The following is a 22,222-nucleotide window of genomic DNA, read 5'->3' as shown; positions in this document are numbered from 1 at the left end:
GCGCGCCGGCTCAGAACCGCGTGATGCCGGCACGGGCGAGGGTGAACCCCTTGCCCGTGTTGGTGTCCGAGCACTTCATGCCGGACTCGGTGCTCTCGCACGCGAAGTTGTTCACAGACTCGGTGTCGCCGTAGGCCAGGACCGGAATGGCGGCATCGGCCTTGCCGGGCTTCTCCGGCATGCACGGGGTCTGGACCCCGGAGGTGGTCAGCGTGGCGACGTAGCCGACCGTCCCCTCGCAGCCGTCGACGGCGGCCGGCTCGGTCGCGAGCGAGGCGATCGCGCACTCGGCGCCCTCAGGCGAGAGGGTGCACGTGATGTTCCCGGTCGGGGACGCGACCTGCTTGGCGTCTGCGCCAACGGCCAACGGCGTCGCCGACGGGGTCGGGGACGCGCCGTCGGACGTCGCCCCGTCGGAGGTCGACGTAGGTGTCGCTGAGCTCTGCGCCCCGGCCGGGGAGTCGTCGGACCCCAGGGACAACCCGAGCAAGACCGCGGCCACCACGAGCACGACGTCGAGCACGATGAAGGCGATGAGCGCCGGGGACAGCCCCCGACGTCCGGACTGGCCTCGGTTCGCGGGCGGCGACGTCGTTCCTGTCATGCGGGTCTCCTCCTGGTGCGGTGATCTGGTGCGGTGATTCCACTGCTGCAGCGATTTCACCCGCCAGCATCCCACGCCGCCGCGGCGTGGCCGAACCGGAACGGCCCGATCTACGCCCGGCGGATCGTCCGCACGCCGTCCCCGGACCGCCACGTCGTGATGGCCAGGGCGTCGTTGTCAGAGGTCAGCTCGGTGAGCGTGACCGCCTGCAGACGGAGGAAGAACAGGTGCAGCGGCTCCGGAACCTCGTTGGCGGCGAGGAAGGCCTCACGCACCGGTCCGTCGGTGATCTCCACGACGCGGCCCGACAGCTTGGCGTCACCACCGAGCAGGGAGCCGTCACCCGGGTTGGAGTGCAGCGCGAAGCGTGAGTCGGCCGCGAGGTCCTCGGCCTTGCGGGCGCCCCACATGGACCCCACCCACAGCTCCCCGTCCCACCAGCCCACCTCGGTCCCGCTCACCCGCGGGGCACCGGAGGCCATGAGCGTGGCGAGGACGTGGTGCTTGAAGGCAGCGAACCGCGCTTCGACGCGCTCGGCGAGCTCGGGAGCCTGCTGGGCGAATGCCGCCCACCGCACGGGCGGGCCCGACGGCGCGCGCCTGACGGTCCGGCCCAGGCTCACCGGGACGCCGCTCACTCGAAGACCGGGCCCTGCGTCCGGGTGCGCTTGAGCTCGAAGAACCCGGGGGTCCCGGCCACCAGGACGCAGCCGTCCCAGAGCCGACCGGCGGCCTCACCGCGGGGCGCGGGGGTCACCACGGGGCCGAAGAACGCAACGTCGTTGAAGGAGACGACAGGGGTGCCCACGTCCTCGCCGACCCGGGAGATCCCATCCTGGTGGGAGGCGCGCAGCTCGTCGTCATAGCGCTCGGACACGGCGTAGTCCGCGAGCGCGGCCGGGAGGCCGACCTCCGCGAGCGCCTCGGCGATGACGACGTCGTAGTCCGTGCGCCCGCCCGGGTGCAGGCGGGTCCCGATCGCGTCGTAGAGCGGCTTGACGACGTGCTCACCGTGCTCGATCCGGGCGGCGGTGACGACTCGCACGGGTCCCCACGCCTTGTCCATGAGCTCGCGGTAGCTCTCAGGCAGGTCCCGTCCCTCGTTGAGCACCGCGAGGCTCATGACGTGCCAGCGCACGCGGACGTCGCGGACCTGCTCGACCTCGCCGATCCAGCGAGACGTCATCCAGGCCCAGGGGCAGAGCGGGTCGAACCAGAAGTCGGCGACATCCGTGGACGACGCGCCGGCGTCCTGCGCGGGTACGGAGTCGGTGTCAACGGCGGCAGGCATGGTGCTCCAGGGGGGGTGAGGAGGGAGGCGACGCGACCATCTCACCACGTTCTCCGCTCACCCGTGAAATGATCGGTGCGGGCCGCATCAGGCCCGACCCACCAGGTGCTCAGGTCTCCCGCTGCGCTCGCTCACAAGCTGCGCGGCCGACCCGAGCGCCGCATTGCCGAGGAGGCGTCCGTGCCCGGAGAGAACCTGACCCGCACCGAAGCGAGGGACCGTGCTGCGGTCGTCGCCGTCAGCTCCTACGAGGTTGCGCTCGACCTCACGACGGGGGCGCAGACCTTCGCCTCGACCACCGTGGTGACCTTCACCGCGCGGCCCGGCGCGAGCACGTTCATCGACCTCGTCGCCCCCGCCGTCCGCGAGGTCACCCTCAACGGCGTGAGCCTAGACCCGGCCGCGGTGTTCGCCGACTCCCGCATCCAGCTCGACGGGCTGGCGGAGTCCAACGTGCTGCGCGTGGTGGCCGACGCCGCCTACACGAACTCCGGCGAGGGCCTGCACCGCTTCGTCGACCCCGTCGACGGCGAGGTGTACCTCTACTCCCAGTTCGAGGTGCCCGACGCGCGCCGGGTCTACGCCGCCTTCGAGCAGCCCGACCTCAAGGCGACGTTCCAGCTCACTGTGACCGCGCCCTCGGCATGGCAGGTCGTCTCGAATGCCCCCACCCCGGAGCCCGTCCCCGCCGGCGAGTCCGCCGCTGTGTGGACCTTCGAGCCCACGCCGCGCATCTCCACGTACATCACCGCGATCGTGGCCGGCCCCTATGTGGTTGAGCGTTCTGAGCTGACCAGCAGCGACGGCCGGGTCATCCCGCTCGGCCTGTTCGTCCGCGCCTCCCTCGCCGAGCACCTCGACGCCGAGTACCTCTTCGACATCACGCGCAAGGGCTTTGCCTTCTACGAGGAGAAGTTCGCCTACCCCTACCCCTTCGCCAAGTACGACCAGCTCTTCGTCCCGGAGTTCAACGCCGGCGCGATGGAGAACGCGGGCTGCGTGACGTTCACCGAGACGTACGTCTTCCGCTCGAAGGTGACCGACGCGATCAAGGAGCGCCGGGTTGTGACGATCCTGCACGAGCTCGCGCACATGTGGTTCGGCGACCTGGTCACCATGCGCTGGTGGAACGACCTGTGGCTCAACGAGTCCTTCGCCGAGTGGGCCTCGACCCTGGCCACCGCGGAGGCCACCGAGTGGCACGGTGCGTGGACCACCTTCGCCGCGATGGAGAAGTCCTGGGCCTACCGCCAGGACCAGCTGCCCTCGACGCACCCGATCGTGGCCACGATCAACGACCTCGAGGACGTCCAGGTCAACTTCGACGGGATCACCTACGCCAAGGGCGGGTCGGTCCTCAAGCAGCTCGTGGCCTGGGTGGGCATCGACGCGTTCATGGCCGGGGTCGCCCAGTACTTCGCCAAGCACGAGTACGGCAGCACCGAGCTTGTCGACCTGCTCACCGAGCTTGAGGCCACGAGCGGCCGCGAGCTCACCACGTGGTCGAAGCTGTGGCTGGAGACCGCGGGAGTCAACACGCTCCGTCCCCTGATCACGCTTGACGAGTCCGGCGTGATCACCGAGTTCGCGGTTCTGCAGAGCGCGGCCGCCGACTACCCCACGATCCGCCCGCACCGCCTCGCGATCGGCTTCTACGACGTCGACGACGCCGGGGCGCTCGTGCGCACCCACCGCCTCGAGCTCGACGTCGACGGGGTCAGCACGGCCGTCCCCGAGCTCGTCGGACGCACCCGCCCGGACCTGGTCCTCATCAACGACGACGACCTCGCCTACGCCAAGATCCGTCTCGACGATGCCTCCCTCGCCGCGGCGACCGAGCACCTCGCCGCGATTGCGGACCCGCTCGCCCGGTCCCTCGTGTGGGGATCTGTGTGGGACGCGGTGCGCGACGGCGAGACCCCGGCGAGCGACTATGTGCGCCTCGTCCTGGGGAACATCGCGACCGAGACGGAGTCGACGACGATCCGCACGACCCTTGCTCAGCTCGCCCTCGCGGCCCGCAGCTACGTGGCGCCGGAACCCCGGAGCGCGACGATCACCGAGGTCGGGGACGGGCTGTGGGCCCTGGCCCAGGCAGCGGGCGCCGGCTCGGACGCGCAGTTCCAGTTCGTCAAGTACTTCGCGAACCTGGCCAGCACGCCCGGGCACGTGCGCGTGCTGCGGTCCCTGCTCGACGCCGACGTGACCCTCGCGGGCCTGACGATCGACACCGATCTGCGCTGGGAGCTGCTCGAGGGTCTCGTGCTGTGCGGCGCCGCCGCCCAGGACGAGATCGACGCCGCGCTGGCCCTGGACAACACGTCCAACGGTCAGCAGTCCGCCGCGCGTGCGACCGCGACGCACCCGACGTCCGAGGCCAAGCTGGCGGCCTTCGCCTCGCTCGTGGCCGACGACAGCGCCCCCAACGCGATCGTGCGGGCCACGACCGTCGGGTACGGCCACATCAACGACGCGTCATCGCTGTCCGAGGTCGTGGCGCCGTACTTCGCCGCGATCGAGGGGATCTGGGCGGACCGCAGTTACCACATCGCCGAGACGATCGTCGAGGGGCTCTTCCCGGCTGCGCTGGCCGACGAGCGGCTGCTCAATGCCGCACAGGCCTGGCTCGACACGCACCCGGACGCCGCGCCCGCGCTGCGCCGGCTCATCGTCGAGAGCCTCGCCGGGGTCGAGCGGGCGCTGCGCGCCCAGGCGGTCGACGCCCGGTCCTGACCGCGGGCGGCTGAGGCCGACGCCAGCGGGGGGACGCGGGACCTGAACCCGCGTCCCCCTGGACCGCAAACCGCCAAGATCTGGACGGTGAGGCGCCAGAGGCCATCCCCTCAAGCGAGCCCGCTCAGACCAGCCGGCTCCCGGCCGAGGCCGACCCCAGCCATGTGTGCGGGTTGCGTACTGTCGGGCATTCTGTTGACCGTTCTTGGCGATACAGGGGTAGGCGGCGGAACGCGTGAATGGTTGGCGCGTGGGTGAGGTCTGGTGGTGACGACGACCGTCATGTGGCTGTGGATTCGTCGAAGAATGTCAGTGGGGCCGGGTAGGTTCGGATCATGGTTACGGTACGCGACATGCTGTCGATTGTGACGTCGTTCTCTGGCTCGCTGTATGGCTGGCGGTCGGCCCAGGCCAAGCTGGTGCCCGCGGCCGCGGCCCAGGAGTTGCGCGGCGGTGGCCGCGGTGAGTGACGTGCTGCGTGAGTGGGGCGGGGTGAAGGTGATCGCAGCCCCGGGTGGCACGGCGACCACAACCCGATTGAGGACGAGCCTTGCCGACGACGCGGTGTTGACGGCTGTGGCGGAGCACGTCTCCAAGATCAGGCGGCGCGACCTGGCCGAGCGGACCCGTGCGCCCGGTGACCCTGTGTCCAAGGCGCGCCGCAAGCGGGAGATGACACCTGCCGCATCCTCGCGGTGGGCGGGGACGATCATGCGGGGCAACGATGCCCAATACCAGCTGGCACGCCGTGCTCAGCGCGCGGACATGAGGTCCCTGCGGGCGGGCATCGCCGCGATCACCGCTCGGCTTGCTCAACCAGTCGTGACCGCCGGTTCTGGTGCGCCGGCACCTGTTGAGCGGCGACGGGTAAAGGGCTACCGGTCCCTGGCGGAGCGGTATGGGAAGCAGGAGCGGTTGCAGGTCCTACAAGGCCGTCTGGTCCGGGTTGCGGTTGACTACGCAGCCGGCCATGTACATGTCGTGGCTGGCGGCAAGCGCCTGTTGAAGGTCCGGGCGAACCTGGACCTGGCCGGGTTGAGCGTGGAGCAGTGGCGTGAGCAATGGACGGCCTCCCGGGACAGGATCGAGGCGAACGGTGGCCGCGACGAACCGTTCGGGAACCTCACCTTGACCGTCACACCAGCCGGGGAGGTCAGCATCCGACTGCCGCGCCCGCTCGAGCACCTGGCCAATGCCCCGCGCGGACGCTACACACTCTCCGGCACGGCATCGTTCGCCCACCGCGGGGGCGAGTGGGCCGCCCAGATCACCACGCCCGGCGCCGTCGCGTACACCCTCGCCCGCAAGGCCGGTCGGGACGGCTGGTACCTGACCGCGTCCTGGACCACCACGGCACCCCAGCCACCGGCAGACGACGTCCTGACCGGTGGAGCGCTGGGTGTGGACCTGAACGCCGACCACCTGGCCGTGCGCCGGTTGGACGCTCACGGGAACCCTGTGGGGGCGCCGATCCGCATCGACCTCGACGTCACCGGTACCTCGGCACGCAGGGATGCCCAGGTGCGCCACGCGATCACCCAGCTCTTGCACCTAGCCGCTCGGTACAAGGTGCCGGCGATCGCGGTGGAAGACCTCAACTTCGCTGATGCCCGTGAGACCGGGCGGGAGATGATGGGCCGCGGCGCGCGCGGGAAGCTGTTCCGGCGCACCGTCGCCGGTATCCCCACAGCGGTCTTTCGCGACCGCCTCGCGGCGATGGCCGCGACAGCAGGCGTCACCGTCTTCGCGGTGAACCCGGCGTACACGTCCCAGTGGGGCGGACAACACTGGCGCAAGCCATACGGAATCACCCGGCACGAGGCTGCGGCTACCGTGATCGGGAGACGTGCCCAGGGGCACAAGGCACGGCGACGGGTAGGTGTGACGCGCGCTCGACCAGAGGATCGGACCGCGAGAGCTACCACCCAGGCCGTGCCTGCACCCGTGGGTATCACGGACGGTCACCACCGGAACGGGACGGGTGCCACCAAGGCGCCCGGGCCCCACCGGTCAAGTACGCGACCGCCCGGCCGGGCAACCGTTACCCCGGCACAGTTGACCAACAACGGCCAACTCCTTCCGTAACGGTTGCGGTCCCAGCACCAACCGAGCCGGGTAGCTCATCTGCGGTCAGGATGAGCCTGACCGGGTGACCCCGGACCAGCCCGCGACGTCAGGCCATGAATCCGAGCTTGCGCAACCGCTTGCGGTCCTTGAGCGAGGAGCTCGCCTGCAGGGCCAGGAGCTCGGAGTAGATGCCTCCGCTGACCGCCAGCTCGGCAGGGCTGCCCACCTCGTCGACGCGCCCGTCCCGCAGCGTGATGATCGTGTCGACCGACGAGATGGTCGAGAGCCGGTGCGCGATGATGATCGTCGTCCGGTCGATCATGAGCTCGTCCAGCCCGGCCTGGACCAACCGCTCCGACTTGGTGTCCAGCGCCGACGTCGCCTCGTCCAGTACCAGGACCGGAGCGTCCTTGATCATCGCGCGAGCCACCGCGATACGTTGCTTCTGCCCACCCGACAGCTTGAGCCCGCGCTCACCGATCGTGGTCTCGTAGCCTGCGCCGAAGGCAGAGACGAACCCGTGCGCGTGCGCGCGGGTCGCGGCCTCGACGATCTCGGCGTCGCTCGCGTCCTCGCGTCCGTAGGCGATGTTCTCCCGGATCGTCCCCGAGAACAGCGACGCCTCTTGGAAGACCACCGCGACCTGACGTCGCAGCAGGTCGAGGGGCACGTCGGCGACGTCGTACCCGGCCACCCGCAGCGTGCCCGACGTCGGGCGGTAGAACCCCAGCAGCAGGCTGACCAGCGTCGTCTTGCCGCCGCCGCTCTCGCTCACGAGGGCGACCCGCTCACCCTTGCGCACGGTGAAGGACACGTCACGGAGCACGTCCACGCCCTCGTCGTAGGCGAAGGTGACGCCGTCCAGCTCGACCATCGCTGCGCCGTCGGGCAGACGATCGATGCCCGACGGCGGAGCCTGGCGTGCGCCGGACGCCGCACCTGGTGCGGTCGCAGTCGCGGCGGGCGCGCCGGTGTCGGCGGAGGGGGCAGTGTCGGTCTCGGCGAGGAGCAAGGGCTCGTCGCGGTCGGCGGGCTCCGCCATGACCGCGAAGTAGTCCTTCGACCCTGCGATGGCGCGCTGCGTGGTGTCGATGAGGTAGCTCATCATCGTCACCGGTGCCTTGGCCATCGCGACGAGCTGAATGAGCAGGACCATGTCGCCCACCGAGAAGGTGCCCTTGGCTGTGCCGACGAAAAGGATCACGTAGATGCCGAAGAACACCACGTTGAGGAAACCGCGGCGCGCGGCATCCATCAGGTGCCAGTAGCGCGACTGGTCGCGTGTGGTCACGACGGTGCGGGCGAATCGACCGGCGAAGATGTTCAGCTCGCGGCGCTCCGAGGTGAAGCTCTTGACGACGTTGATCTGGCCGACGACCTCGGCGAAACGGCCACCAGCGAGGTCCACCTGTTCGTTCTTCTCTGCTTCGAGAACCTGCCACTTCTTGCTGGTCATCGCGGTCAGGCCGACGTAGATCGGGAAGACGACCGCGAGCAGCACGGCGATCGGCCAGGAGTAGCTGGCCGAGATGACCAGAACCGCGACCACGGTCAGCAGCATCGGGAAGAAGTTGTTGGCGAAGTTGTTGAGGAAGCCGGTGGTCTCGGAGATCGACCTGGTCAGGCGGCTGATGATGGAGCCGGTGACCTGGTTGTCGAAGTACCGCTGCGGCAGTCCGAGAAGCTTGGCGAAGTACCGGGTCGAGAGAATCTGGCGCATCCGCGCGGCCATCACATCACCGAGGTACCCACCGAAGTTCTGGACCGTGGAGCTGACCATGTCGGCGACCAACAGGGCAACAGCGAGCCAGACGACCGTCGTGATGACGTTGCCGACTGCTGTGCCTTGGACCACGTCGACGACCGTGTCGGTTGCGGCCTTCAGGACAAAGGGAATGACCAAGGTGGCCGCCGTCGCGATCAGCGAGCAGACGATGATGCCCAGGTAGAAGGGCCACAGAACGCGAGTGGCGCGCAGAATTAAGGCAATGCTCCGCACAGTTCTCCTCCGGTGGCGACGACGCCCTATCCTCCCTCATCGGTGCCCCCCGAGGAGAACCCGTCAGGCTGGGAGGTCGTCCTCGTTCATGACGGCTGCCAAGGAGAGCAGGCGAGCATTGTCCAGGAGGTCCTCGATGAGGACGACGTTGCCGCTCGAGTCGCCGAGCGGCACCTTCCAGTTCGGGTACTGCTGGTCGGTCCCGGGCTGGTTCTGCGCCCGGCGTTCCCCGACCGCATCGGCGAGCGAGACGCCGAGGAGGACCGCCGGGGTCGCCTTGATATACCGGTGCAGCGCCTCGACGAGCTCCCGCTCGGACGGGTCGTCGTCGATCAGCCCGCGGGTGGCCAGCGCAAGGATCATCTGGTCACGCTCGCGCCGGGCCTGCTGGCGCACGAGCTGGACCGGCTCGGTGAGCAGCCCCAGCCGGTCGCGCAGCTCAACCTGTTCACCGGCGAGATACCCGGCCGACGGCGGCAGGTCGTGGGTGGTCACGGTGGTCAGGGACAGGGCCCGATAGTGCTCGGGGGCGAGCGGACGCCCGTCGCTCTCTTGCTCGAACCACAGGATCGAGGTGCCCAGGATGCCCCGGTCAGTCAGGTAGTCGCGGACCCACGGCTCGAAGACACCGAGGTCCTCGCCGATGACGACGGCACCGGCACGGTGAGCCTCCAGGCACAGGATCCCGATGAGCGCCTCGTGGTCGTAGCGCACATAGACGCCCTCGTCGGCCCCGTTGCCTTCTGGGATCCACCAGAGCCGGAACAGGCCGATGACGTGGTCGATCCGCAGCGCACCGGCGTGACGCAGGACCGTGCGCAGCAGGTCGCGGTAGGCCGCGTACCCGGTCCGGGCGAGCTCCTCGGGGTGCCATGGCGGCTGCGACCAGTTCTGTCCCTGCTGGTTGTACATGTCCGGAGGCGCGCCCACCCCGATCCCGTGCGCCAGGACGCTCCCGAGCGCCCACGCGTCCGAGCCCTCGGGGTGCACACCCACGGCGAGGTCGTGCATGATCCCGATCGCCATGCCGCCCTCGAGGGCAGAGCGCTGGGCCTGCTCGAGCTGCACGTCGGCCACCCATTGCAGCCAGCAGTGGAAATCGATCTGCTGGGCGAGCTCGACGCGCAGCGCGGCGACCTCGTCACCCGCCGGGTCGCGCAGCGCGGGCGGCCACGCCGCACCGCCGAAGTGCTCGGTGAAGGCGCACCAGGTCGCGAAGTCTTCCAGGCCGCGGCCCTGGGAGGCACGGAAGTCCCCGAAGGCGGTCTGGCGGGCCGCGGACCGCGGTGCCTCGAACACGACCTGCAGCGCGGCCTTCTTCGCGTCCCAGGACGCGTCCCGGTCGATCGGCCCCGGGTCGGTGCTCAGCTCGCGGACCCCCTCGGCTGACCACTCCACGATCGAGCGGTCGGCAGCCGAGAGGTAGGCCGTCTCACGGATGTCCTCCACGCGTAGGTAGAGCGGGTTGATGAAGCGCCGGCTGACCGGCAGGTAGGGCGAGGGAGTCATCGGCGTGGTCGGCTCGGCGGCAGCGACCGGGTTGATGAGCAGGAAGTCCGCGCCGAGGGCCTTGCCGCCGATCCACCCCAGGTCCGCGAGGTCGGCGAAGTCGCCCACCCCCCAGGACTGGCGCGAGCGGACCGAGTACAGCTGGGCCATCAGACCCCAGGACTGGCGTCCGGCGAGGTCTGCCGGCAGCTCGAGGCGTACCGGCGTGACCGCGAGCGTCGCCCGGGACTGCCCGTCGGGGGTGGCCGCCCGGACCTCGTGCCAGCCCAGCGGGAGCGTCCGAGGGACCTCGAACATGGCCCGACCGATCGTGCGTCCGTCGACGGTCCGCGGCTCGGTGTACAGGTCGATCTGCTCCAGATCGATGCGTCCACCGTGGCCCTCGAGCTCGATCCACACCTCGACCGGCATCCCGTCGGTCACATGCACCGGGAATTTCTGGGCCTGGCCTTCACGCAGCACGAGCGTGGCCGGGAGCATCCTGCGCCACGGCGCGTCCACGACGCTGGCCAGCGCGACGTCGATCCGCTCGGGGGTGCTCGCGTCGACGCCCAGCGCGGCGAGCACAGCTGTGAGGGTGTCGGTCGAAGCCGTGCGGGATTCCCCGTGGAAGCCGAAGTGGTCGGGCGACACCCCGTAGGCGCGCGCAAGATCGATCAGCGCAGGTGACGGCGTCGCGTGCTCAGCAGGGTCCACGAGTGAATCCTGCCAGAGAGTGCCCAGAAGAGCAGCAGGACGTACCGGCGCGCCGAAACCTGGGAATGTGATCTAAGTTGACTCGGTAACCTTCGACCATGTACTTCGCAGACCTTGTGCCCGATGACCTTGTGCCCGACACCGTCGACCAGACGAGCGCCAACTCCTGGGTCACCTGGTTTCTCGGGACGCCGCTACGCCTGCTGCTCACGGCCCTGATCGGCGCTCTGGTCCTGGTGATCGTGCGCCGCCTGATCAAGAGCACGACCGATCACCTGGCGGACGGCACGTGGATGAACCGCCCGGGCCTGCGGGAGCTGGGGGCGACCGACATGGGTGCCGCGCTGCTGCGCGCGAACCCGCTCGCGAACGCCCGACGCGCTCAGCGTGCCCGGACCATCGGGTCGGTCCTGCGCTCGACGTCGACGTTGATCATCGGCTCGATCGTGGCGCTCATGATGCTCGACGACGTCGGGATGAACATCACGCCGCTGCTGGCCTCGGCTGGGGTGGTCGGTGTTGCCCTCGGTTTTGGCGCCCAGAGCCTGGTCCGGGACTTCCTGTCCGGAATGTTCCTGCTCATGGAGGACCAGTACGGGGTCGGGGACACGATCACGGTCGGTGACGTCTCCGGGACGGTCGAGGCGGTCGCGCTGCGGATCACGAAGATCCGTGATGAGGCGGGAACGCTGTGGTTCATCCGCAACGGGGAGATCCTGCGGGTAGGCAACCGCACGCAAGGGTGGTCCCGGGCGGTGATCGACGTCGCGGTGCCCGCCGACACCGACCTGGCCAAGGCCCGCGCCGCCCTCGTGCGCGCGGGCGAGAGGATCACCGGCGACCCAGTCCTGTCCGGCTACCTGCAGGAGGATCCCGAGGTGGTCGGCATCGAGTCGCTCAGCGCCGACTCGGTCCTGCTCAAGGTCCAGGTCAAGACCGACCCCGCCATGCAGTGGGAGGTGGCACGGGCGCTGCGCGAGGCGGTACGCCTCGAGCTCGAGGCCGCAGGCATCGCGCTCGCGGCGTAGGTCCTCAGCGCGGGGCGAGCCACCGCAGCAGCGGGTCCCCGCGCCGCACGAGCGTGCCAGCGCCGACGAGCAGCTCGACCTGCCCCGGGTCTTCCTGCAGCGCGATCACCGGGCAGACCGTGGCAAGTCCGCCCGCAGCGACCGCGGCCGGGTCCCAGGTGAGCATGTGCTGCCCGACGACGACCTGGTCACCCGCGGCGACCAGCGCACCGAAGCCCGCGCCCTTGAGCGTGACCGTGTCGATGCCCAGGTGCACCAGAACCGTGCGTCCGTCCGCCGTCTCGATCGCAAAGGCGTGCGGGAAGAGCGAGGCGACGGTTCCCGCCACCGGGGCCACGACTACGCCGTCGACGTCATCGACCAGGGAGGTGTGCAGCTCGCCGGGGGCGGTGGGAACCAGCGGCTCGATGGCCAGCCCCGGTCCCACGATCTCCTGGGCGAAGACTGGGTCGGGCACGTCGGCCAGGGGGACGACTCGGCCGGAGACAGGAGCGACCATGCTCAGCTCCGTGGGTGAGCCCACGGGACGAGCATGGTCGCGGTCGTTCGTCGCACGCACGCGGCGGACTCGGATCAGCGCAGGGCGTCGAGCTCTGCTGCGAGGTTGTCGGCCTCGGGACCGACGATGACCTGGACGACCTTGCCGGAGCGCACCACTCCGAACGCGCCGGTCGCCTTGAGGTCGGCCTCGTTGACGAGGTCCGGGTTGGTCACCTCGACGCGCAGACGGGTGATGCAGGGCTCGAGGTCAACAACGTTGGCCTGCCCTCCGAGTGCGGCGAGGATCTGCTGTGCCTTGCTCATATAGGAAAACTCCTGGTCTGGAGAACTGTGAACCGGGTACTAAGTCCTAGAGTAGTCGCCCCGGCTTGCAATTACTGCGAGACTTCCCCTGAGCATGCTGATCAGGAGGTCCCCATGACCACGCCCACTCCCCGCACCGTCGCCGGGATCGGAGTCTGCCCCGGGCTCGTCGCCGGGCCCGTCGTCCACATGCCCGAGCCGATCGCCGAGCCGACTCCGGGCCTGCGGCTGTCGCCCCGGGAGAACCCCACGACCCGCGCGGCCTCGATCCTCGACGCCAGCGCGCAGGTGAGTGCCGACCTCGACGCAGCCGCCGCGCGGGCCACGGGCGACGCGAAAGACGTCCTCGAGGCCACGTCTGCGATCGCCGCGGACCCGACCCTCGTCGCCGACGCCCAGCGCCGCGTGATCGAGGAGCACCTCGTCCCCGAACGCGCCGTGTGGGAGGCCGCCGAGGAGGTCGCCGAGCAGTTCCGGGCCCTGGGCGGGCACCTCGCCGAACGCGTCGCCGACATCACCGACATCCGCGACCGGCTGGTCGCAGCGCTCACCGGTCGGCCGCGCCCCGGCCTACCGACCTGCGACACACCCTTCGTGCTGGTCGCCCTCGACCTCGCCCCTTCGGTCACCGCCTCACTCGACCCGGCGCAGGTCATCGCGATCGTCACCGACGGCGCCGGACCCACCTCGCACACCGCGATCGTTGCCAACGCCAAAGGGATCCCCGCCGTCGTCGCCGCGACGGGCGCGCACGCACTGCTCACCGACGGGGCGATCGCGCTGGTCAACGGATCGACCGGGGTGGTCACCCTCGACCCGACCCCGGAACAGCTCAAGGCCGTCACGGCCCGGGCCGCCCGGGCCCGGACGTTCGCAGGACCGGGGCACACCCGCGACGGCCACCTCGTCCAGCTGCTCGCCAACATCGGCGACCCAGCCGAGGCCGCGCCCGCCGCCCGCGCCGGCGCGGAGGGGGTTGGGCTCTTCCGTTCCGAGTTCTGCTTCCTCGACCGCGACCTTCCCCCCACCGTGGAGGAGCAGGTCACCGCGTACCGGCGGGTCTTCACCGAGTTCGCCGGACGCAAGGTCGTCATCCGCACGCTCGACTCCGGCGCGGACAAGCCCCTGCACTTCCTGACCGCCGATGACGAGCAGAACCCCGCCCTCGGCGTACGCGGGCTGCGCACGGCGACCCGCTCCCCCGAGCTGCTCACCGACCAGCTCGAGGCGATCGCCCAAGCCGCCGCCGCCGAGGACGCCACCGTCTGGGTCATGGCTCCGATGGTCTCGACCGTCCCCGAGACCGAGTCCTTCGTCGCCGCGTGCGCGGCCCACGGCCTCGACGTGGCCGGGGTCATGGTCGAGGTGCCCAGCGCCGCCCTGCTCGCCGGGCCGATCCTCGCCCGGGCGACATTCGCCTCGATCGGCACCAACGACCTCACCCAGTACACGATGGCCGCCGACCGACTCCTCGGTTCGCTCGCCGAGCTCTCCGACCCGTGGCAGCCGGCCGTGCTCCAGCTCATAGCCGCGACCTGCGCAGGCGGCGCCCAGCAGGGCCGTCCCGTCGGAGTGTGTGGCGAGGCTGCGTCGAACCCGGCGCTCGCCGTCGTGCTGGTGGGCCTGGGGGTGTCCTCGCTGTCGATGACTCCACGCGCCCTGGCCGACGTCGCTGCGGTCCTGGCACAGGTGGACCTGGCGCTGTGCCAGCAGGTCGCCCAGCTCGCCCTCACCGCCGAGACGGCAGCCGATGCCCGGGCCGTCGTGCGGTCTCGTCTGCCCGTGCTGGACGAGCTTGGGCTTTAGGTGGGCTGGACCTGTGGCTGGCTGTGGCTGTGAGGCAGAGCACCGCAGGCGGGCGTCCCGGGGGCCACGGTTGTTTGGGATAGTGGACCGGTGACCGAAACTCCTTCCCTGCGCGCGGACTCCTTCTACGAGCTTGTCGGCGGGCACGCGACCTTCGTCAAGCTCATCGACGTGTTCTACGACGGCGTCGCCCACGACGAGGTCCTGCGACCGATGTACCCCGAGGCGGATCTGGGTCCCGCGAAGGAACGCTTCCTGCTCTTCCTCGAGCAGTACTGGGGCGGCCCGACGACGTACTCCGAGAACCGCGGGCACCCGCGGCTGCGGATGCGCCACGCGCCGTTCAAGGTCAACCCCGACGCCCGGGACCGCTGGCTCGCGCACATGCGCGTGGCGGTGACCGCTATCGACCTCGCCCCCTTGCACGAGGCCACGCTGTGGGACTACATGGAGCGCGCGGCGCACTCCATGATCAACACCTTCGACGAGTAGGAGCGCCCGTGAGCGAGCCCCAGGAAACGACCAGCGCGGTGGACCTCACCCGCATCCCGGACCCCGGCGCGATCGCCCGCGACCCGCTCGGGCACCTGCTCAAGGTGCTCCAGCTCGAGTATCACGGAGCGGAGACCGGCGAGGACGTGTACGCCGGCGACAGCATGCATCAGCCCAACGGGCGCGTGTACGGCGGTCAGGTGCTCGCTCAAGCCCTCCTCGCGGCCGGTGCCACGGTCGACCGGGGCCGGCTGCCGCACTCGCTGCACGGGTACTTCCTGCGGGCCGGCGACATCCACCAACCGGTCGACTTCGCCGTCGAACGTCTGCGCGACGGGCGGTCTTTCAGCGCCCGGCAGACGCACGCCTACCAGGGTGGCAAAGTGATCTTGTCGATGATCTCCTCCTTCCAGGAGGAGCAGGAGGGCCTTGAGCACTCCTCGACCATGCCCGACGTCCCCGCGCCCGAAGACGTGCTCTCCGCCCAGGACCTGCTCGGGGAGATCGACCACCCGGTCGCGGACTTCTGGTCCCGCCAGAGTGCCTTCGACGTGCGCCACGTCCAAGGCTCGCTCTACCTGGGGGCCGCCGCGGAGGCGACCGACCACCAGGCGGTGTGGATGCGCTCGCGCGGCCCGGTTCCGGGCGACCAGCTGCTGCACCGCGCGCTGCTCGTCTACGCCTGCGACCAGATCATGCTCGAGCCGGTGCTGCGCGCGGGCGGGCACAGCTGGATGACGCCCGGGCTGAGTGTCGCGAGCCTCGACCACGCCATGTGGTGGCACCGCGACGTCCGGGTGGACGAGTGGCTGCTGTACGTCCAGTCCTCCTCCTCCGCCCAGGGTGGTCGCGGGCTCGGGTCGGCTCGGGTCTTCGCCCAGGATGGCACCCTCGTGGCGAGCATCGCCCAGGAGGGCATGGTCCGGATCCCCAAGGCTTGAGCCGCCCCCGCGCGCGAGGCGGCTGCGGTCAGGCTCCTCGCCGGCGAAGTACCGCAGGGGCCTCGACGTACAGCTCCCACGCGCCACGTTCGGTCGCCGTGATGCGCCGCGGCGCCTGGGTGGCCGCATCGACGACCACGATGGTCGTGGAGGCGCGGGCGTAGGGCTTCTCGTCCCGCGCCGGCCCGCTGCGTCCGTCGGCCCCGTCCGGGTCGAAGACCTCGTAGCAGACCTCGAGGCTTGCGCCGCCGATGTGCCCGATCCACATCTGCACCGTGATCGGGTCACGGGTGAACCCGAGCGGGCGGAGGTACTCGATCTCCTGGCGGGCGACGAAGGTGTGCGAGTCCGCCTCCGGGCCGGAGTCGAGTACGGCGGTGGGCCACTCCAGCCCGGGGTCCGCCTCGCGGTGACGCCAGAACGCCGTGATCCGGGCTTCCTCGAGGAGACGGAACATCTCGACGTTGTTCACGTGTCCGTAGGCATCGAGGTCGGACCAGCGCAGCCGGACAGGGACGTTGAGGCGTGTCATGTACTCACCGTAGCCCGGGGCGGTTGGCTCCTCGGCGACCCGGATGAGTCGGAAGCCTACGTGCGCAGCGCGCGTCCCTCAGCGCCCGGCGAGCGCGGCGGCCGCCCGGCACTCGTCGAGCTGGCGACGCCGAGCCTCGACCGGCTCGATCACCGCTGTACCCGCCACGACCGAGATCTGCGTGCGCAGCCGGCGGGCAGCCCGGCGGGCTGCCCGGTTGGCGTCGACGTAGGCCGCCAGCCGGGAGACGAGCGCGAGGACCACGCCCACCCCGAAGCCGCCCACGACCATGAGGGTCGGGATCGGGAATCCCGAGACGTCCGGTGAGCCGGGGACGGGCAGCTGGATGAACGCGAGGATCGCGAGCACCGCGAGCCAGGCCAGCCCGGCGACGAAGATCGCGAACAGCACCCACTGGACGACCGAGGCGAAGGCCCACCACCAGGGCCGGTGCTCGGCGTCGAGCTCGGTCCGGGCCACGGCCTGGTCGAGGGCGTCCGGCAACCCGTCGTCGCGGACGGCGGCTCGGGCGAAGACCACCCACCCCGGGGGCGCACCAGTCGACGCCGCGTCGACGTACCCACGCACTGCGGTGTGGGTACGTGCCGTCATCGCGGCGTCCACGGCTGGCAGAGAGGTGCGGGCGAGGTCCGCCCGCACGGCCTTGCGATGCAGATTGAGGCGCCGCAGCGGGTCGGCGCGCAGGCGCCCGACCCAGCGGGTCAGCGGCCACCCGGTCGCCGCTCGTGCCCGGTGCAGGGCCGAGCCCCGCACGGCGTCGACCACGACGTCGGTGCGGGCCGCGGCGGCCAGGGCGTCGAGCAGCTCCCGGCGCGCGGTCTCCCCGACCCGGTGCTCGCGGGAGGGGCCGCACTCCGCCTGGAGCAGCGCGGCGGCTCCCCGCACGTCCGCGAGCAGCCGATCGGTCGCCGCGGCGCGCTCCGCGGCTGCCTGGGCCATGAGCTCGCGCAGCTCCCCCATGCCCTGCCCGGTGACCGCCGAGAGCCCCAGGACCGTGGCCCCGGTCAGGCCGTCGGCGACCGCGAGCCGGCGCAGGTCGGCCAGGCACTGCGCCTGGTCCTGCGGGGAGAGACGGTCGATCTGGTTGAGCACGAGCACGACGACGCCCGCGTGGCCGGCCAAGGGGCGCAGGTAGCGCTCGTGGAGCGCGGCGTCGGCGTACTTCTGCGGGTCCATGACCCACACGAGCAGGTCGGCGCGCTCGAGGAGGCGCTCGGCGCGGACCCGGTGCTCGACGACGACGGAGTCGTGATCGGGGAGGTCGAGCAGGACCAGTCCGCGGTTGTCGCCGCTCGGCTCGAGGTAGATGCGCTGACCGACCTCGAGCCAGTCGAGCAGCAGGCCCGCCTCGCGATGGTGACCGTCCTCCACGTCCCACACCGCCGCGACGGGGCGGGAGGTGGTCGGACGCATGATGCCCGGGCGGGAGATCTCCCGGCCTGCCAGGGCGTTGATGATCGTCGACTTCCCCGAGCCCGTCGAGCCGGCGAGGGCGACGACCGTGTGGTCGATCGAGTGGGCGAGCCGCACGCCGGCCCGCTGGACCACGCGGTCACCGCGCTCGACGAATGCCGGGCTGAGCCAGTCCCGTCCGGCGTCGAGCGCGCTCTCGAGGGCCTGGACGCGCATCATGAGCATCTCGCCGCGGCGGTGGGTCGCAGTCGCGAAGGCCTTCACGAGTCGCCCTCGCGGGAGACCGGGGCCGAGCCCGGCCGGGCCTTCTTACGCCACCACAGCCGGCTCAGCACACGCGGGCCGCCGGGCGGTGGGGCCGGGTGCGCATAGGGGTCAACGGCGATCGGCAGGTCGGCCCCGCGCAGCTGGCCGAGGCGCATGCGGTCGGTGTCGGTGTGGGAGCGATCGGTCGAGACGTCGTCCGGCGTCAGTGAGACGTGCGTGGGATGGGTTCGTACCTGAGCCGCGCGGGCGGCCCGTTCATGGGCTGCGGCGGACTGGACCTCGTGCGCCGCGGCGCGCAACCCCGGTCCCGCATCCAGTCCGGGAGGAGGCCCCCCGGGCGCCAGACCGCCGGGTACCAGGCCGTCCAGGATCGCGGTGAACCGTGCGGCCTGACCCTCCAGGATGGCTTCCACGCGGGCGTCGAGCAGGTCTTGGGCGGTGTGGGCCAGGGACCGGACGGCCTCGTCGCCGAAGACCGCCTCGAGGAGCCGCTGAGCGAGCACGACCGATCCTCCGGCGATCCCCACCTCCGCCCCGGTCAGCCCGCCGGTCGAGGCGAACACGACAACCATGAGCGCCGCCCCGATGCCGTTGACCCCGATGGCCAGCGTCCGCGCCCGCCCTCGCTTGCCCGCGCCGCGATCGGAGACGAGCGCGAGGACGTCCCCCTGCCACGCGCGGACCTGCCCCGCGAGCTCGCCGCGCAGATCCGCCGAAGCCCGGGACAGAACCAGCCCGTCGAGGAGCACGGCCCCCGCAGGATCGGCCCTCCACATGAGGTAGGCACGCTCGGACGCACGGTCTGCGGCGTCGAAGACGATCGCCTCGAGGCTGTGGCCGATCGCGAGGTTGACCTTGGGTGCCGCGGCGGGACGGCCCCTGAGGTAACCCGACACCCGGTCCCGCAGGACACCGATCTTCTCCTCCACGCCCCGCATGAAGTCGCCGGTCCCGACGAAGTCCTGCCACCGGGACAGCACCTCCCCGCGCAGCATCGAGCCGTCCGACGTCGCCTGCCGCATGTCGCGCGCGCCCGCGGCATAGGCCTCGGCGACGGCTCGCCGCAGAGCCGCGTCGGCCAGCGCCTGCGCGTCGCTCGCGTCGGCCAGTGTCATGGCCCGCGCCACGAGATCGTCGACGACTCCGTCTCGGGTGGCCGCGATGACCGCGCCGCGGGCACCGTCGTCGCTGCCCATCGCTGTGAGCCAGCGGGAGACCGGGGCGACCTCGGCCACCGGGAGCATACCGTCCACCAGGACGGACTCGCGGAGCAGGAAGACCGGGGCGCTCGGCAGGCCCTGGTCGGCCAGCATCTGGCGCAGGTGGTCACCGACCACCTCCGCCCCCGGGTCGACCCGGTCGATGACGAGGGCGACCTGGGCGCGCCGCGCGGCGCCGGCGCTGAGCAGCTCCCAGGGGACGGCGTCGGCGTACCGGGCGGCGGTCGTGACGAAGAGCCAGAGGTCGGCCGCGGCGAGCAGCTGCGCGGCAAGCTCGCGGTTGCCTGCGACGACCGAGTCGACGTCGGGGGCATCGAGCAGCGCCATACCCTGGGGCAGCACGTCGGTGGGCACGAGCCGCAACGACCGGGGATCGCCGTCCCGGGGGTGGTCACCGGGCGCACCGGGCGGCGTCGGGCCTGGCGAGGACGACACCTCGCGGGCTAGGTGAGGGAAGATCCGGTCGGAGGTGAACCACTCCGCGTCGAGCGGGTGGTGCACGAGGACCGGTGAGCGGGTGGTGGGGCGCAGCGCACCGGGGGTGGTCACGTGCTGCCCGAGGATCGAGTTCACCAGGGTCGACTTGCCCGCGCCGGTCGAGCCGCCGACAACGACGAGCAGCGGCGCGGAGTCGGCTCGCAGACGAGGCAGCAGGTAGTCGTCGAGCTGGTCGAGGCCGCGCTCGCGCTCACGGCGTGCGGTGGCTGCGGTCACGGTCTCCAGTGGCAACGCGACGGCCTCGATCTCGCGGCGCAGCGCCACGAGGGCATCGACCAGATCGGCGACGCCGGAGGGACCTCCGGCATCGCCGATCTTTGCGTGGTCACCCGTCACGTCAGACATGAGTGCAGTCTGCCGGAAAAGGCTCCCGTCCACCGCATGAGCGCTGGTCAGTCGCGGGTGAGTTTGCGGTGGGTCACCCGGTGCGGACGAGCCGCGTCGGCGCCCAGCCGCGACACCTTGTTCTCCTCGTAGGAGGCGAAGTTGCCCTCGAACCAGTACCAGTTCCCCGGGTTCTCCTCGGTGCCCTCGTAGGCGAGGATGTGCGTGGCGACCCGGTCGAGGAACCACCGGTCGTGGGAGACCACGACGGCGCAGCCGGGGAACTCGAGCAGCGCGTTCTCGAGCGAGCCGAGCGTCTCCACGTCGAGGTCGTTGGTCGGTTCGTCGAGCAGGAGGAGGTTTCCACCCTGCTTGAGGGTGAGCGCGAGGTTGAGTCGGTTGCGCTCACCACCGGAGAGGACGCCGGCAGCCTTCTGCTGATCCGGTCCCTTGAACCCGAAAGCCGCGACGTAGGCGCGCGACGGCATCTCGACGTTCCCGACCTTGATGTAGTCGAGGCCGTCGGAGACAACTTCCCAGAGGGACTTCTTCGGGTCGATGCCACCACGGGACTGGTCGACGTAGGAGATCGAGACCGTGTCACCGATCTTGAGCTCACCGGCGTCGAGGGGCTCGAGGCCGACGATCGTCTTGAACAGCGTGGTCTTACCCACACCGTTGGGACCGATGACCCCGACGATGCCGTTGCGGGGCAGCGTGAAGGACAGGCCGTCGATGAGCGTGCGCCCGTCGAAGCCCTTGTTGAGGTCGGTCGCCTCGATGACGATGCCACCCAGGCGCGGGCCCGGTGGGATCTGGATCTCTTCGAAGTCGAGCTTGCGGGTGCGCTCGGCCTCGGTCGCCATCTCCTCGTACCGGGCCAGACGGGCCTTCGACTTGGTCTGGCGGCCCTTGGCGTTCATCCGGACCCACTCGAGCTCGTCCGCGAGGCGCTTGGCGAGCTTCTGGTCCTTCTTGCCCTGGACCTTCAGGCGCTCGCCCTTCTTCTCCAGGTAGGTGGAGTAGTTGCCCTCGTAGGGGTACAGGCGGCCGCGGTCGACCTCACAGATCCACTCCGCGACGTGGTCGAGGAAGTACCGGTCGTGGGTCACGGCGAGGATCGCGCCGGGGTAGCTCGACAGGTGCTGCTCGAGCCACAGCACGGACTCTGCGTCGAGGTGGTTGGTGGGCTCGTCCAGGAGCAGCAGGTCGGGCTTCTCCAGGAGGAGCTTGCACAGCGCCACGCGACGACGCTCACCTCCCGAGAGCACCGACACGTCGGCGTCCGGCGGCGGGCAGCGCAGCGCGTCCATGGCCTGCTCAAGCTGGGCGTCGAGGTCCCAGGCGTCGGCGTGGTCGAGGGCTTCCTGCAGCTCGCCCATCTCGGCGAGCAGCTTGTCGAAGTCCGCGTCGGGCTCGGCCATCAGCGCGGAGATCTCGTTGAAGCGGTCGAGCTTGCCCTTGATCTCGGCGACGCCTTCCTCGACGTTGCCCAGGACGGTCTTTTCTTCGTTGAGCGGCGGCTCCTGCAAGAGGATGCCGACCGTGTATCCGGGAGACAGACGTGCCTCACCGTTGGAGGGCTGCTCGATGCCCGCCATGATCTTCAGGATCGTCGACTTACCGGCACCGTTAGGGCCGACCACACCGATCTTCGCTCCGGGGAGGAAGTTCAGCGTGACGTCATCAAGGATGACCTTGTCGCCGTGCGCCTTGCGCGTCTTGTACATGGAGTAGATGAACTCAGCCACTGGCTCTCGGTCCGCCTCATGCTCGATTGCGTTGGAGCGGGTTCGCTCGCGCTGGTCAGGGTGCGCCCGCTCGGCCGACTAGCACGGGCGACCACGAGCGAGGCTGCGTGGACGGGCGGGCTGAGGGCCAAGAGAGCTGCTCAACCCCACAGCCTACGCCGTCCGGACCCGCGGCGCTCATGCACGACCACGAAGAGGTCTCCACCGGCCCGATCGGGGCCGCGGC

At 70.5% G+C, this 22,222-nt stretch carries 17 protein-coding genes; 6 read left to right on the top strand and 11 right to left on the bottom strand.

The annotated features are described in order from the left end of the window. Positions 1-10: 10 nt before the first annotated feature. The 3 genes from BLQ50_RS08880 to BLQ50_RS08870 all read right to left on the bottom strand — a co-directional run bounded on the left by BLQ50_RS08880 (position 11) and on the right by BLQ50_RS08870 (position 1,895). Positions 11-604, bottom strand: a complete 594-nt coding sequence (locus BLQ50_RS08880) for a hypothetical protein (protein WP_093182967.1) — start codon at positions 602-604, stop codon at positions 11-13. A gap of 110 nt (positions 605-714) precedes the next feature. After that, entirely contained in the window at positions 715-1,242 is a 528-nt protein-coding gene (locus BLQ50_RS08875) for a pyridoxamine 5'-phosphate oxidase family protein (RefSeq protein WP_217629143.1), read from the bottom strand. Then, positions 1,239-1,895 (bottom strand): mycothiol-dependent nitroreductase Rv2466c family protein, encoded by a 657-nt coding sequence (locus tag BLQ50_RS08870; RefSeq protein WP_093182964.1) that lies wholly within the window; start codon positions 1,893-1,895, stop codon positions 1,239-1,241. Before BLQ50_RS08870 ends, BLQ50_RS08875 begins: the two co-directional genes overlap by 4 nt. Before the next feature lie 180 nt (positions 1,896-2,075). Here BLQ50_RS08870 and pepN point away from each other — a divergent pair, with 180 nt between their 5' ends. Both pepN and BLQ50_RS08860 read left to right on the top strand, forming a co-directional pair. After that, positions 2,076-4,628 carry an aminopeptidase N gene (gene pepN, locus BLQ50_RS08865; RefSeq protein WP_093183323.1) on the top strand — a complete coding sequence of 851 codons (2,553 nt, stop codon included), beginning with the start codon at positions 2,076-2,078 and terminating at the stop codon, positions 4,626-4,628. 453 nt (positions 4,629-5,081) lie between these two features. After that, entirely contained in the window at positions 5,082-6,713 is a 1,632-nt protein-coding gene (locus tag BLQ50_RS08860; protein WP_093182962.1) for a hypothetical protein, read from the top strand. Between the two features lie 88 nt (positions 6,714-6,801). Here BLQ50_RS08860 and BLQ50_RS08855 read toward each other — a convergent pair whose 3' ends face one another. Then, positions 6,802-8,694 (bottom strand): ABC transporter ATP-binding protein, encoded by a 1,893-nt coding sequence (locus BLQ50_RS08855; RefSeq protein ID WP_093182961.1) that lies wholly within the window; start codon positions 8,692-8,694, stop codon positions 6,802-6,804. A 63-nt stretch (positions 8,695-8,757) separates the two neighbouring features. Continuing rightward, positions 8,758-10,899, bottom strand: a complete 2,142-nt coding sequence (gene malQ, locus BLQ50_RS08850) for a 4-alpha-glucanotransferase (protein ID WP_093182959.1) — start codon at positions 10,897-10,899, stop codon at positions 8,758-8,760. A 98-nt stretch (positions 10,900-10,997) separates the two neighbouring features. Here malQ and BLQ50_RS08845 point away from each other — a divergent pair, with 98 nt between their 5' ends. Further along, the gene (locus BLQ50_RS08845; protein ID WP_093182957.1) at positions 10,998-11,927 is read left to right on the top strand and encodes a mechanosensitive ion channel family protein; all 930 of its coding nucleotides are present in this window, start codon (positions 10,998-11,000) and stop codon (positions 11,925-11,927) included. Between the two features lie 4 nt (positions 11,928-11,931). Here BLQ50_RS08845 and BLQ50_RS08840 read toward each other — a convergent pair whose 3' ends face one another. Continuing rightward, a complete protein-coding gene (locus BLQ50_RS08840; protein ID WP_245701031.1) occupies positions 11,932-12,450 on the bottom strand; it encodes a PTS sugar transporter subunit IIA in 519 nt (172 codons plus the stop codon). Positions 12,451-12,500: 50 nt separating this feature from the next. Beyond that, positions 12,501-12,731 (bottom strand): PTS sugar transporter subunit IIB, encoded by a 231-nt coding sequence (locus tag BLQ50_RS08835; protein WP_093182956.1) that lies wholly within the window; start codon positions 12,729-12,731, stop codon positions 12,501-12,503. Positions 12,732-12,845: 114 nt separating this feature from the next. Here BLQ50_RS08835 and ptsP point away from each other — a divergent pair, with 114 nt between their 5' ends. The 3 genes from ptsP to BLQ50_RS08820 all read left to right on the top strand — a co-directional run bounded on the left by ptsP (position 12,846) and on the right by BLQ50_RS08820 (position 15,970). Continuing rightward, positions 12,846-14,537, top strand: coding sequence for a phosphoenolpyruvate--protein phosphotransferase (gene ptsP, locus BLQ50_RS08830; protein ID WP_093182954.1), 1,692 nt, complete (start codon positions 12,846-12,848; stop codon positions 14,535-14,537). A 108-nt stretch (positions 14,538-14,645) separates the two neighbouring features. After that, complete coding sequence (locus tag BLQ50_RS08825; protein WP_093183320.1) at positions 14,646-15,029, top strand: globin; 384 nt, start codon at positions 14,646-14,648, stop codon at positions 15,027-15,029. A gap of 53 nt (positions 15,030-15,082) precedes the next feature. Continuing rightward, positions 15,083-15,970 carry an acyl-CoA thioesterase gene (locus BLQ50_RS08820; RefSeq protein WP_425424092.1) on the top strand — a complete coding sequence of 296 codons (888 nt, stop codon included), beginning with the start codon at positions 15,083-15,085 and terminating at the stop codon, positions 15,968-15,970. 28 nt (positions 15,971-15,998) lie between these two features. On the opposite strand, the gene BLQ50_RS08815 is transcribed toward BLQ50_RS08820, so the two are convergent. The 4 genes from BLQ50_RS08815 to ettA all read right to left on the bottom strand — a co-directional run bounded on the left by BLQ50_RS08815 (position 15,999) and on the right by ettA (position 21,996). Then, positions 15,999-16,502 (bottom strand): acyl-CoA thioesterase, encoded by a 504-nt coding sequence (locus BLQ50_RS08815; protein ID WP_093182951.1) that lies wholly within the window; start codon positions 16,500-16,502, stop codon positions 15,999-16,001. Between the two features lie 78 nt (positions 16,503-16,580). After that, positions 16,581-18,200: a GTPase gene (locus tag BLQ50_RS08810; RefSeq protein WP_093182950.1), complete on the bottom strand. Its 1,620-nt coding sequence runs from the start codon at positions 18,198-18,200 to the stop codon at positions 16,581-16,583. Continuing rightward, a complete protein-coding gene (locus BLQ50_RS08805; protein WP_093182948.1) occupies positions 18,197-20,266 on the bottom strand; it encodes a dynamin family protein in 2,070 nt (689 codons plus the stop codon). The genes BLQ50_RS08810 and BLQ50_RS08805 overlap by 4 nt, the downstream gene beginning before the upstream one ends. A 47-nt stretch (positions 20,267-20,313) precedes the next feature. Next, the gene (gene ettA, locus BLQ50_RS08800; protein ID WP_093182947.1) at positions 20,314-21,996 is read right to left on the bottom strand and encodes an energy-dependent translational throttle protein EttA; all 1,683 of its coding nucleotides are present in this window, start codon (positions 21,994-21,996) and stop codon (positions 20,314-20,316) included. Positions 21,997-22,222 lie beyond the last annotated feature (226 nt).

This window comes from Sanguibacter gelidistatuariae (assembly GCF_900096585.1).
Taxonomy (GTDB): domain Bacteria; phylum Actinomycetota; class Actinomycetes; order Actinomycetales; family Cellulomonadaceae; genus Sanguibacter; species Sanguibacter gelidistatuariae.
The sequence above is the reverse complement of the archived record's forward strand: the minus strand, read 5'-3'. Positions and strand labels throughout refer to the sequence as shown.

Coding starts and splice junctions, on each gene's coding strand:
- BLQ50_RS08880 (WP_093182967.1), bottom strand. CDS start 604: ATGACAGGAACGACGTCGCCGCCCGCGAACCGAGGCCAGTCCGGACGT.
- BLQ50_RS08870 (WP_093182964.1), bottom strand. CDS start 1,895: ATGCCTGCCGCCGTTGACACCGACTCCGTACCCGCGCAGGACGCCGGC.
- BLQ50_RS08845 (WP_093182957.1), top strand. CDS start 10,998: ATGTACTTCGCAGACCTTGTGCCCGATGACCTTGTGCCCGACACCGTC.
- BLQ50_RS08835 (WP_093182956.1), bottom strand. CDS start 12,731: ATGAGCAAGGCACAGCAGATCCTCGCCGCACTCGGAGGGCAGGCCAAC.
- ptsP (WP_093182954.1), top strand. CDS start 12,846: ATGACCACGCCCACTCCCCGCACCGTCGCCGGGATCGGAGTCTGCCCC.
- BLQ50_RS08815 (WP_093182951.1), bottom strand. CDS start 16,502: ATGACACGCCTCAACGTCCCTGTCCGGCTGCGCTGGTCCGACCTCGAT.
- BLQ50_RS08805 (WP_093182948.1), bottom strand. CDS start 20,266: ATGTCTGACGTGACGGGTGACCACGCAAAGATCGGCGATGCCGGAGGT.